At 62.8% G+C, this 11,870-nt stretch carries 12 protein-coding genes; 4 read left to right on the top strand and 8 right to left on the bottom strand.

The window, feature by feature from the left end; all coding sequences use genetic code 11:
• Positions 1 to 43 precede the first annotated feature (43 nt).
• Positions 44 to 1,447: a PLP-dependent aminotransferase family protein gene (locus tag A9K68_RS16325; RefSeq protein ID WP_065007711.1), complete on the top strand. Its 1,404-nt coding sequence runs from the start codon at positions 44 to 46 to the stop codon at positions 1,445 to 1,447.
• A gap of 34 nt (positions 1,448 to 1,481) precedes the next feature.
• On the opposite strand, the gene A9K68_RS16320 is transcribed toward A9K68_RS16325, so the two are convergent.
• From A9K68_RS16320 to A9K68_RS16310, 3 genes are all read right to left on the bottom strand, one after another.
• The gene (locus A9K68_RS16320; protein ID WP_065007710.1) at positions 1,482 to 1,982 is read right to left on the bottom strand and encodes a MaoC family dehydratase; all 501 of its coding nucleotides are present in this window, start codon (positions 1,980 to 1,982) and stop codon (positions 1,482 to 1,484) included.
• 244 nt (positions 1,983 to 2,226) lie between these two features.
• Positions 2,227 to 2,655, bottom strand: a complete 429-nt coding sequence (locus tag A9K68_RS16315) for a phasin family protein (RefSeq protein WP_065007709.1) — start codon at positions 2,653 to 2,655, stop codon at positions 2,227 to 2,229.
• 96 nt (positions 2,656 to 2,751) lie between these two features.
• Entirely contained in the window at positions 2,752 to 4,047 is a 1,296-nt protein-coding gene (locus tag A9K68_RS16310) for a DUF445 domain-containing protein (protein ID WP_065007708.1), read from the bottom strand.
• Positions 4,048 to 4,239: 192 nt separating this feature from the next.
• Between A9K68_RS16310 and rirA the strand changes: the two genes are divergently transcribed.
• A complete protein-coding gene (gene rirA / locus A9K68_RS16305) occupies positions 4,240 to 4,701 on the top strand; it encodes an iron-responsive transcriptional regulator RirA (protein ID WP_027156154.1) in 462 nt (153 codons plus the stop codon).
• A 7-nt stretch (positions 4,702 to 4,708) separates the two neighbouring features.
• Here the strand turns inward: rirA and A9K68_RS16300 are convergent, their stop codons facing one another.
• The 5 genes from A9K68_RS16300 to hemP are packed head-to-tail and all read right to left on the bottom strand — an operon-like array spanning position 4,709 to position 8,896.
• Positions 4,709 to 5,497 (bottom strand): heme ABC transporter ATP-binding protein, encoded by a 789-nt coding sequence (locus A9K68_RS16300; RefSeq protein ID WP_065007707.1) that lies wholly within the window; start codon positions 5,495 to 5,497, stop codon positions 4,709 to 4,711.
• 42 nt (positions 5,498 to 5,539) lie between these two features.
• Positions 5,540 to 6,640: an iron ABC transporter permease gene (locus A9K68_RS16295; RefSeq protein WP_065007706.1), complete on the bottom strand. Its 1,101-nt coding sequence runs from the start codon at positions 6,638 to 6,640 to the stop codon at positions 5,540 to 5,542.
• An 11-nt stretch (positions 6,641 to 6,651) separates the two neighbouring features.
• The gene (locus A9K68_RS16290) at positions 6,652 to 7,524 is read right to left on the bottom strand and encodes a hemin ABC transporter substrate-binding protein (RefSeq protein ID WP_246811166.1); all 873 of its coding nucleotides are present in this window, start codon (positions 7,522 to 7,524) and stop codon (positions 6,652 to 6,654) included.
• Positions 7,525 to 7,571: 47 nt separating this feature from the next.
• A complete protein-coding gene (locus A9K68_RS16285; RefSeq protein WP_065007704.1) occupies positions 7,572 to 8,666 on the bottom strand; it encodes a hemin-degrading factor in 1,095 nt (364 codons plus the stop codon).
• Between the two features lie 8 nt (positions 8,667 to 8,674).
• Positions 8,675 to 8,896, bottom strand: a complete 222-nt coding sequence (gene hemP, locus A9K68_RS16280) for a hemin uptake protein HemP (RefSeq protein ID WP_065007795.1) — start codon at positions 8,894 to 8,896, stop codon at positions 8,675 to 8,677.
• A 319-nt stretch (positions 8,897 to 9,215) separates the two neighbouring features.
• On the opposite strand from hemP, the gene A9K68_RS16275 reads away from it, so the two are divergent.
• On the top strand, positions 9,216 to 11,390 hold the full coding sequence (locus A9K68_RS16275) for a TonB-dependent hemoglobin/transferrin/lactoferrin family receptor (RefSeq protein WP_065007703.1): 2,175 nt from the start codon (positions 9,216 to 9,218) through the stop codon (positions 11,388 to 11,390).
• 5 nt (positions 11,391 to 11,395) lie between these two features.
• Positions 11,396 to 11,839: a hypothetical protein gene (locus tag A9K68_RS16270; protein ID WP_065007702.1), complete on the top strand. Its 444-nt coding sequence runs from the start codon at positions 11,396 to 11,398 to the stop codon at positions 11,837 to 11,839.
• Positions 11,840 to 11,870: the final 31 nt, after the last annotated feature.

Below are 11,870 nucleotides of genomic sequence, written 5' to 3'. Positions count from 1 at the left end.
GGTACAGTTCGATAAAACTGTCATGATAGGTTGAGCAGTACGGATGGACGAGGAGACGACGGCAAGTGAGAGCAGCGGGACGCTTGTCGAAAGTGTCATGTCGACGATCAGGCACAGGATCGCCGCGCGCAGCCTGACACCGGGAACACGACTGCCTTCGATCCGGGCTTTCGCGAGAACCATGCAGGTTTCCAAATCCACCGTGGTCGAAGCCTATGAGCGCCTTGCGGCAGAGGGGATCATCCGCTCGCGTCCAGGTTCGGGTTTTTATGCCGCCGGACCGCTGGCTCCCTTGTCACTGGCCGAGATCGGCCCCAGGCTTGACCGTGCTGTCGATCCGCTCTGGGTTTCGCGCCAGTCGCTGGAAGCCGGCGACGGCGTGCTCAAACCCGGCTGCGGCTGGCTGCCTGCCTCGTGGATGCCGGAGGCTGGATTGCGCCGGGCACTGCGAACAATGGCACGCGGCGATGATGTCACGCTGACGGATTACGGCACCCCGCTCGGGCTGGCGCCGCTGCGTCATCTGCTCGCACGACGCATGGCAGAGCACGGCATCGAAGCCTCTCCCGACCAGATCATGCTGACGGAATCGGGCACCCAGGCCATCGACCTCCTCTGCCGGTTCCTGCTCGAGCCGGGCGACACGGTGCTGGTGGACGACCCCTGCTATTTCAACTTCCATGCCCTGTTGCGCGCCCACCGGGCCAAGGTGGTCGGCGTTCCCTACACGCCGTCGGGGCCGGATATCGAGCTGTTCGCGCAGGCGCTGCTCGAGCACCGGCCGCGCCTCTACATCACAAATTCTGCGCTTCACAATCCAACGGGTGCAATTCTGTCGCCGGTCGTCGCCCATCGATTGCTCAAGCTCGCCGACCAATCGGATCTGACGATCATCGAAGACGATATCTTTGCCGACTTCGAACACACGCCCGCACCCAGGCTGGCGGCGTTCGACGGCCTTGGTCGCGTCGTCCATATCGGCAGCTTCTCCAAGACGCTTTCGGCGTCGGTGCGCTGCGGCTTCATCGCGGCTCCGCGCGACTGGATGGAAGGGCTGACCGACCTCAAGATCGCCACGTCCTTCGGCGGCGGACGGCTTGCCTCCGAACTGGTGCTGACGCTGCTGAAGGACGGCAGCTATCGCAAGCACCTGGATTTGCTGCGCACGCGGCTTTCACGCGCCATGGCTGAGACAAGCACCCGCCTGAAGGCAATCGGCATAACGCCGTGGATCGACCAGCCGGCCGGCATGTTTTTGTGGTGCAGCCTGCCGGAAGACGTGGATGCAGCTGAAATGGCCCGCCGCGCCTTGTCGGCCAATGTCGTTCTGGCGCCCGGCAATGCGTTCAGCCTGTCCCAAACTGCGAGCCGTTTCCTGCGCTTCAACGTCGCGCAGTCGGCAGACGAGAGAATTTTCAGGACGCTCGAAGAGGCGATGTCGCGTTGATTTTCGCTGTCACGAAAATGCAGCGCTTCGCCCCTCACGCCCCTGCCCGCCTGCGCCGCCGCTCATAGAGCATAACCAGCGTTTCGGCGGTCAGCGCCGGCTTCTGCTCACCTTCGATCTCGACGATGTTGGCAGCCTTCATCAGATATTGGCCGGGGCCTTTGTCCTCCATGGACAAAAGCGTGATGCGCAGCCTGATGCGTGCGCCGGCCCTGACCGGCGCCAGGAACCGCACCTTGTCAAAACCATAGTTAAAGACGGCTTGCGTGTTTTCGGGCACGATGCCCATATCGAGCGCCAGCGCGCCGATGATCGACAGCGTTAGATAGCCATGCGCGATGGTAGCGCGAAACGGGCTCTGCCGCTTCGCCCGCTCTGGATCGATATGGATCCATTGGCGGTCGCCCGTACATTCGGCGAACTGGTCGATGCGGCTCTGGTCGACCGTCGTCCAGTCCGACACGCCAAGCTCCTGCCCTGTCATCGTCCTGAGCTGTTCGTAGGTCGGCGGCGTCCTCAGCCGTGTTTGCGTCATTCCTGCTTTCCCGATCGCTTGCCCTGCGTCCGGACCACGAACCGGCCGCCTCTGTCAATTCGCTCCGCGCCTTCCGCTGCGGTATTCCAGACCGGATCGCGTCAATGCCGGTGTCCAGCGACGGAACAGGATTATCCGGGCAAGAGGAACCTTGTGCGCCTGGCCGGAGCCAAGGACCAACAATACGGCTTTCAGGAACCGAAATGACGGGAGAAAAGTCCGCCTGCTTTGGCTTGCGAACGGCTTACTTCTTGTCGTAGCCGCTGCGGATTTCCTCCATCGCCTCCTTGATGCGGTCGCGCAGGATCTCGACCGATTCGGTGCCGGATTTCCTGGCCAGTTCGGCCACCTCGCCGGCATTCTTCAACGCGGTTTCGAAGGATTTCCTGGCGAACGCCGTTTGCTTGGCCATCAACTCCCGAGGATCGCCCGGCGCCCGGTAGCTCTGCGCCATATCGGCGATTTCGTGCAGCGTATCCTGCAGCATCTCGCGCTGTCTGGAGAGCAGCGACGACGCTCCGGCGGCACTCGCTCTGGCTGATTTTTCCAGTGCCTCGAGGTTCTTGCGATGATGGTCGAGGATCGCCTCGACATCGACGTTCGGCAGCTTCAGGTCGCGGCCGAACCTGCCGAAAATGTCCATGAAGGTGTCGGATTCCGGTCGCTTTGCCATGGTGGCGTCTCCCCTGTTGCTGCGAATGCGGCAGCTGAAGAGAACAATAGGGCACTGGAGCCTCACGGTCCATTCGGCCGCGCAACACATCGCGCCTTAGCCGACGAGGAACAGCCGTTCCACCGTATGGAGCACCACGCCGGCAAGGCCGCCGATGACCATGCCGTTGAAGCGGATATATTGCAGGTCCCTGCCGATGTTCATCTCGATCAGCCTGGTAAGCTGGGCAAGGTCCCAGCGCTTGACCTGATCGGCGATGAATTTCGAGACGCCGCTCTTCTGGCTTTCGACGAACGAAGACAGCGCCACGACGAATCCCTGGTTCATGTCTGCCCTGATCTGGGCGTCGCCGGCAAGATGGCGGCCGACCTCGACGAACATGTTAGCGAGATGGGCGCGGATCCTTGAATTCGGTGTCTTGGCGTCCTGCTCGATGAACAGGCTGAGGCTTTCCCACATGTCGCCGGCCAGCGCCTTCAGCTCCGGCCGGGCGAGGAAATCGCGCTTCAGTTTCTCGGCGCGCTTGGCGTATTGTTTGGATGTCCTCAGCCGCTCGACGAAGGTCAGGACAAAACGGTCGAATTCGGCGCGCATCGGGTGATCGGGATCGGCCCTCACCTCGTCGAGCAGCGATCCGGCCGAGGCGACGATCTTCTTCAGCAGATAGGCGTCGGCGCGAAACAGGTTGAACAGCGACGGCAGTTCCTCGCGGATCTTCTCGCGCATCGTCGCCAGCGCCTGCTCGTCGCTCAGGAACCGGCCGACGACCTTGGTGAATTCGTCGAACAGTCGTCGGTGGCGGCGGTCATCGGTCAGGGCCGACAGCAACTCGGCGGCGAGCGGCGCCAGCGGCACCTTTTCGATCTGCTCCAGCATGCGGCTGGTAACGAAGCCGCGCAGGCCCGACTGCTCGACGGCCGCCAGTGTCTGCGGCACCAGCCGGCCGACGAAATGCGACAGATCGGCGGCGCGGTTGGGGTCGGCCAGCCAGTCGGCGACGAGCGCGGAAAAATCGACCTCGGCAAGCTTTTCGCGCACCGGCTCGGGCGCCAGGAAATTGACCTCGATGAAGCGGCCGAGATTGTCGGCGATGCGGTTCTGGTTCTCCGGGATGATGGCGGTGTGCGGGATCGGCAGGCCGAGCGGCCGTCTGAACAGCGCGACCACCGCATACCAGTCGGCCAGCCCGCCGATCGTCGCCGCCTCGGCGAAAGCAGCGACGAACGCCAGCCACGGATAGTGGCCCTCGAAAGACTTGGCCAGCGCAAAGACGAGGACGCAGAGCGCGAGCGCTGCGGTGGCGACGAACTTGGTGCGCCGAAGCGCCGAAAGCTTGGCGTCCGCGTCGGCATCGAACCGGGCGGATGCCAAAGTCGGTGCTGATTGTGACATGGATGAACTGCTCCTGGTCGATCGACTTAATTAGTAATCCGCCCACCCGAATGCGCGCCATATCAGGATTATGGTTTGCACGAACGCCCACACAAACCTGATAAAGATATTCAGCTATTCTGCGCTGCCAGTCTGGAATTATTCCAAGGTATAGGCCATATTAGGCTCAAGCTACTGCTTCGTGAGGACAAAATGCGGCTGACACGCCAGACCAATTACGCCATGCGCATCCTGATGTATTGCGCCGCGAATACCGATCGGCTGAGCCGCATCCCGGAGATCGCGGCCGCCTACTCGGTGTCCGAACTTTTTCTTTTCAAGATCCTGCAGCCTTTGGTCGAGCATGGTCTGGTCGAGACGGTCCGCGGCAGGAACGGCGGTGTCAGGCTCGGCCGCCCGGCCGAATCGATCACCCTGTTCGACGTCGTGCGCGTGACCGAAGAGAGCTTCGCCATGGCCGAATGCTTCGAGAACGACGCCGCCGAATGTCCGCTGGTCGACAGTTGCGCACTGAATTCAGCGCTGCGCGAGGCGCTCAACGCCTTCTTCGCCGTGCTCGAGCGCTATACGATCGCCGACATGGTGGCGGCGCGCCCGAATGTGCGGCACCTGCTCGGCATCGACATGCTGGTGCAAAGGGCGCCGGCCGCCTGATTTTTGCTTAGGCTGCGGATTGCGGCAGCACGAACGGCATGTCTCCAGCCGGCAGCACGCCGACCCTCAGCCGGCAATCGAATACTTTTTCGATCAGATCGTCGCTCAGCACGTCCTGCGGCGAGCCGGTGGCGGCAAGCCTGCCGCGATGCATGACGAAGATCCGGTCGGCATACATGGCCGCCAAATTAAGGTCGTGCAGGATGGCGACCACGCCGCCGCCCCTTCTGGCGAAATCGCGGGCGATATTCATGATGATCAATTGATGCTTGATGTCGAGGCTGGAAACCGGCTCGTCAAGGAAGAGATAGCGCGGTTTGCCGTCGAGGACCGGCGCCCAGACCTGGCAGAGCACACGGGCCAGCTGCACGCGCTGCTGTTCGCCGCCCGAAAGCTCCTGGAAGAAACGGCCGGCAAAGCCATCGAGATCGACCCGCGCTAGCGCCCGTTCGGGCAGGCGCTCGTCCTCGCCGGGCAGCGCGCCCGAGCGTCCGCCGAGCAGTCCGAGCCTGACGATCTCACGCACCGTGAACGGAAAAGACAGCGTCGTCGCCTGCGGCAGCACGGCGCGCAGCGTGGCTGCCTCGACCGGCTTTATCACCGACAGGTCACGGCCGTTGATGGTGACCTCTCCCGAATAGGCCAGGTCGCCGGACAGCGCCCTCAGCAAGGTCGTCTTGCCCGAGCCGTTGGGGCCGACGATGGCCGCGATTTCGCCGGGCCGCATGTCGAAATCGACATTGGCGACGATGCCCATGCCGCCGATTGCCACCGAGACATCCCGCGCTTCGATCATGCTCGCACTTCGATCATGAAAAGCCCTCTCATAGGTCCCCTCTCACAGGTCAATGACGCCACGCTTGCGCAGCAGGATCCAGAGGAAGAACGGGGCGCCGGCGATCGCGGTGACGATGCCGATCGGCAGCTCGGCCGGCGCCACGATGGTGCGGGCGACGGCGTCAGCCAGAAGCAGCAGGCAAGCGCCAAGCAGGGCAGAGGCCGGCAGCAAATAACGATTGTCCGGGCCGATAGCCAGGCGCAGCAGATGCGGCACGACGATGCCGACAAATCCGATGCCGCCGCTGACGGCGACAGATGCCCCGACCGCCGCCGAAACGCCGATGATTGCAGTGTATTTCAGCCGCTGCACAGGGATACCGAGATGGCCGGCGGTGGCTTCGCCCAGCGCCAGCGCGTTGAGGCCGCGTGCCAGGAACGGCATCGCCGCCAGCGCCAGCACGATCACAGGCCCGACGGAGCCGATCTTTTGCCAGGTCGCGCCGGCGAGCGAGCCGAGCTGCCAGAAGGTCAGGTCGCGCAACTGCCGGTCGTCGGCCATGAAGATCAGGATACCGGTCAGCGCCATGGCAAGCGCCGCCAGCGCAATGCCGGCGAGCAGCATGGTGGCGACCGAGGTTTGGCCGTGCCTGGTGGCGACCTGATAGAGCACCAACGTCGTCGCCAGCCCGCCGCAGAACGCCGCCAGCGGCAGGGCAAGCGTGCCCAGCAGAGATGTTGCCGGCGCCAGCACCGTGGCGCCAAGCACGATGACGGCCACCGCGCCGAGGCTCGATCCAGCCGAAACGCCGATGAGACCGGGGTCTGCCAACGGATTGCGGAACAGCCCTTGCATGACCGCGCCGGAGACGGCAAGGGCGGCGCCGATCAGCACACCGAGGATGACGCGCGGCAGGCGGATGTCGTAGACGATCAGGCGGTCGCGGGCGCTGAGCGCCTCATTGCCGGGTGCTGCACCCGACAGCCAGTCGCCGACGACGCCGACGGCCGAGGCATCGGATGCGCCTGAGGTCAGCGACAACAGCACGGCAACGGCAAGCCCCAGGCACAAAAGCAGGATGACGACGCGCGCACGGCCCGACCGGTCGCCGTCGGATGCTGTCGCCATAGTGCCCGCACCAGCGATCGATTGATCCACCATTGGGTGCCCGCTCAGTCCGCGGCCTGCCCGCCATAAAGCGAGGCGGCAAGGTCGTGGATGACGTCGGCCGTGCGCGGCCCGAAGCCGAGCAGATAGCCGCCATCCATGCGGACCACCTTGCGCGCGGCACCCGCCGGTGTCGACAGGATAGACGGGTTCGCGAACAATTCGTCATCCGATGCGGCAGGACCGGCATTGTTCATCATCAGGATCACGTCGGGCCTGGCGGTGATAACAGCCTCGTCGGACAATTGCTTGTAGCCGGAGAAGCCGTCGACCGCGTTGACACCGCCGGAAAGCTTGATGATGCCGTCGGCGGCAGTGTCGCTGCCGGAAGCGAGGATCTTGCCGCCCTGCATCGACAGCACGAACAGGACGCGCTTGCGGTCCTTGATCGAAGCGGTCTGCTTTTCGGCGGCCTTCAACTTGGCCTCGATCTCGGCTGCCAGCGCATCGGCCTTGGCGTCCACGCCAAGCGCCTTACCGACGATGCGGATCTTTTCGAGAATGCCTTCATGGCCGTAGCGCTCGGGCACCTCGATGAACGGAATGCTCGTTTTCTTCAGCACGTCGACGGCTTGCATAGGCCCACTGCCGTGCAGCGCCAGGATGCCCGACGGATTGACCGACAGGACACCTTCCGGCGACAGTTGGCGCATGTAACCGACGTCAGGCAGCTTGAGCGCCGCCTCGGGATAACGGCTGGTCGAATCGCGAGCGACCAGCCGATTCTGCTCGCCGAGCGCAAAGACGATCTCGGTGATCGAACCGCCGATGGCCGCTATCCTCGACGGGTCCGCAAAGACCTCCGTCCCTTCGGCGGCACGGACCGGCAGCAATGCGGCAAAGGCCAGAGCAAGGCCGATGGTGGCCCCAAGCGCCATACTGAAAACACCCGCCCGTCTAAGCAAAGGAGCCATTGTCGTTGTTCTCAGGCTGCGGTCGGGCTTGGAATGCGCGGCAGGTTCTCTGCCAGAAACCGCCAGTCCCCGCGCTCGCTTTCGCCTTCATGGCGCTTGCCGAAGAACTGGATGACCAACTTGCCGTCGGCGCCATAGGCTTCGAGCGACGTGACATGGCCGTCCTTGGTCGGCTTGCGCACGGCCCAGACCTCTTGGATGTGATCGGTTCGCAGATGCAGGTGAAAGGTTTCGTCCAGCACGTTGAGCCAAGGCGCCATCGGCTTGATCGATTTGATCGGGCCCGAATGGATCTGGATGCAGCCGCGATTGCCGACAAAGCACATGATCGCCATCTCGCCCTCGGCGGCATGATGGAACATGGCGCTGACGGCATCGTTGTCGAGCAGCCAGGCGTAATCCTGGCCGACCATGCGCATCGCCTGGCGGCGGTCGAGCTTCAGCGTCTTCAGCATGCCGAAGAACTGATGCACGTCCGTCAGGCGGCTCCAGCGGTCGCGCAGATCGTCGACATCAGCGGGAGCGTAGGAAGGCCCGGCCTCGCTCTCGAGCCTGCCTTCTGAAATCGCCCCTTCTGAAATCGCGACCCCCTCTGAAATCGCAACCATTGACTCCTGGTTCGGCGATTCGAGTTCGGCCACCAGCTTCTGATAGGCATAGAGGTTGGACGCGGGCCGCAGATGCACCTTGTGCACCGCCTCGCCTGCCGCATCGAAGAACTGCAGGCTGCGCCTGATATCGCCGCCGTCGCGTTTTTCGACGGCAAAGCCGTGCGCCCAGACTTTCGGAAAGATGCGCAGGTCGATGTTCTCGCCAAGCACCATGGCATTGTGGGTGCCGGTGACGACCTTGTCGTAGACGCCGATCTTCTCGTGCACAGCGCTTTCGTTGCGGGTCAGCGCCATGACCTCGCCGACGGCTTCGAGGCCGGTCAGAAGGTCGTTGACGCGCGGCTCGACGCGGACGACGCCGTCGCCGCAATGCGCAGCAACCAGCTCGGCTTCCGAAATGCCAAGCTGGGCGGCGAGATCGCGCTCGCGCGTCTTCGGATTGTCTGCCCGCGCCCGCCGGATCTCGTGCGGAGCGGGTTTTACGCGCTGGTCCATCTTATTACCTACTTGTTGAGGATGAGCTTGCCCTGGCGGGTGATCTTCAGCCGGTAGAGCGCTCCGTGATGCTCGATGCCGATTTCGTGCTCGCCCTGGAACAGCGTGTTGCTGGACAGGGTCCTGACGGTTAACGGGACCCGATCGAAACGAGCCGAATTGTCGTCGGAACGGCGAACGCGATCGCGAAAGTCATTGGGGCGAAAGTCACTGGGATTGTGTGTGTTCATCTGGTTCGATCCCTTTCCTGGGCCGGGCTTGGTCGGCTGGCTCGACGCTTGCGTGATACGCCGATTCATTTCTTGACTTGAAATATCATGTTTATTAGTCAGTGCAATACAGGAGTAAGTGAGTCAAGATTTAAGACGCCGGACACGACGAAAAATGCCAGCAAGCGCCACGCCAGCCAGCATCGAACCTGGACTTTGGAGTTGGGGCATGGGGTTGGCGAATTGGGGACAGCTGGGTCTGGCGAATAGCAGCCCAGATCCTTGGCATAGAGTTCCGGGGCATAGAGATCCGGCGCATCGAAGTCCGGCGCATCGATCAATGGCAAAGGGCATAGCCGCACTGCTGGCGGGTGCTGCGGCGATCGCGCTGCTCACCCCGTCGGCCAGTGCTCAGTCGGCCAATGCTCAACAGGCCGCCCAACCTGCAAGAGACCAGCGGCAGGCCGAGCAAGTGCAGACGCCTGAACAGGTTGCGCCGGCCCCGGCAGGCGCAACGCTGCTCGACCAGATCCTGGTCATCAGCCGCACCGGCGAGACGGCGATCGATGCCCTGGCCTCCGTCAGCCATGTCGATCAGGAGCAATTGGAACGCCGCATGGCGACGACGCCCAACGAAATGCTGTTTGGTGTGCCGGGTGTAGCGGTCCAGGCAGACGCAAGGCGCGTCAGCTCCAGCATCAATATCCGCGGCTTGCAGGATTTCGGCCGCGTCGCAGTGATCGTCGACGGTGCGCGGCAGAATTTTCAGCGCTCCGACCACGGCACGCAATCGACCTTCTACATCGACCCGGAGCTCATCAAATCAGTCGACGTGATCCGCGGCCCGGTCGCCAACACCTACGGCTCGGGCGCCATCGGCGGCGTCGTCATGTTTGAGACCAAGGACGCGGAAGACTATCTTCGCGACGGCGAGACATGGGCCGCGTCCGCGACCGGGCGCTACGAGAGCAACGGCGAAGGCTGGACGACCAGCGCCGCCGGCGCCTACCGTTTCAACGAAAACTGGGATGTCCTCGGCAACATCGTCTATCGCGACTATGACGACTACAAGGATGGTGGCGGCGATACGGTGAACGGCACCGGCTTCGACGTTTTAAGCGGTCTTCTCAAGACGACCATCCGCTCTAGTGAAAACAGCGAACTAAAACTGGGCTGGAATGGCACGAGCGACGGCTGGAACGAGGTCAGCGGCGGCACGCCGGTGAATGACGTCGACCTGGAGGCGAATACTTTCACGGCGCGCTACAACATCACCGATGAGGACAAGAGCTGGCTCGATCTTAACGTCAACGCTTCCTACAATAAGACCAAGCTGGAGATGACAAGCCTCGTTCCGCAAAACCGGTTTGATCCGGTCACCGGTCTTCCCATCGTCCTGCCGGTGGGTTCGATGTCGACTTTCGATATCGCCACTTCGGGTATCGACATCTGGAACACCTCGCGGTTCGAGACCGCCGGCATTGCGCACGAGCTGACCTACGGCGGCGACTGGGTTGGCGACGACGTCGAGACGGGTGGCGCCGCAGGCGGCGCCAGTTTCTACACCCCTTCGGGCAAGCGAAACGTTTCCGGCGCCTACATCCAGGACAAGCTCACCTGGGACTGGCTCGAAGTCATCGCCGGGCTGCGTTACGACAGCTACAAGCTCGAAAGCGATGTCGGCGAAACTTCCGGCGACCGGCTGTCGCCGCGCATCACCGTCGGCCTCTCGCCGTTCGAAACCGCCAGCCTTTCGGGGCTGCAATTCTACGGCACCTATGCGGAGGGATATCGCTCTCCGTCGCTGTCGGAAACCCTCATCAGTGGCAATCATCCGGCAGGCGTCAGCTTTCCGTTTCTCCCCAATCCCGATCTGAAACCTGAAATCGGCAAGACCGTCGAATTCGGTGTCAACCACAAGCTGGACGACATCCTCGAAGCCGGCGACGCGTTTCGTTTCAAGGCGGCCTACTTCAACAACGATGTCGAAGACTACATCGACGGCGTCACCCTGTCGGCATTCGACCCGACCAGCGGCTGCCCATTCGGCCCCGGCATCCCGATCTGCTTCCAGTACCAGAACTTTGCAGAAGCCAAGATTCGCGGCTTTGAAATGGAAGGCGTCTATGACGCCAGCTGGGGTTTCGCCGGGCTTTCGGCGTCGATCATCGATGGCCACACCATCTCTTATGACGGCGAGCGGGCAGACCTCGTCACCGTCCCGTCTTCCCAAGTCACCGCGCAGCTCGGCTTCCGCTTTCTGGAGGACAAGCTAACCGTCGGCGGCGAGGTGCAGTACAATGGCAAGCCGAAGGGCAACCCAGTGGCCAAGGACTACACGCTGGTCAATGCCTTCGCCAGCTACCAGGCGACCGACAATTTCAAGGTCGACTTCCGCGCCGACAATTTGTTCGACGTCAAATACACCAACCCGTTGAATGCATCGGCCACGAGTGTAATTTACGAGCCCGGCGTCACGCTCAAGCTGGCGGCGACAATGCGATTTGGAGGCTGACGACAATGATAAGCTTGACGGCATCGCTTCGCCTGCTGACCTCGGTGCTGGCCATGCCGCTTGTGATGGGTCCGGCGTGGGCGCAAGAGTCCGCGCCGGTCCCTGCTCTCACGCTTGAGCTCAATGGTGCGCAGGCCTCCGAAAAGGGCTGCCGTTTGACGTTCGTGGTCAACAACACTCTTGGCGCCGACCTCTCGAAAGCAGCGTTCGAGATCGCGCTGTTCAACGAGGCCGGCGTCGTCGACCGGCTGACCGTGCTCGACTTCAAGGACCTGCCGGCGGGCAAGACCAAGGTGACGCGTTTCGATCTTGCCGGCGCCGATTGCGCCAAGGTCAGCCGTGTGCTGATCAACAGCGCGACCGAATGCGCGGGCACCGGCATCGAGCCGGGCGCTTGCATACGTGGGCTGAAGACAGAGACCAAGACCGGCATCGCCTTCGGGGTCTGAGAAGACAGTGGGACTGGAGCCCGCACTCGCC

Source organism: Mesorhizobium sp. AA22 (assembly GCF_001672375.2).
GTDB lineage: Bacteria > Pseudomonadota > Alphaproteobacteria > Rhizobiales > Rhizobiaceae > Mesorhizobium > Mesorhizobium wenxiniae.
Note: the sequence above shows the minus strand (reverse complement) of the source record. Positions and strands in the feature narration are given on the sequence as shown.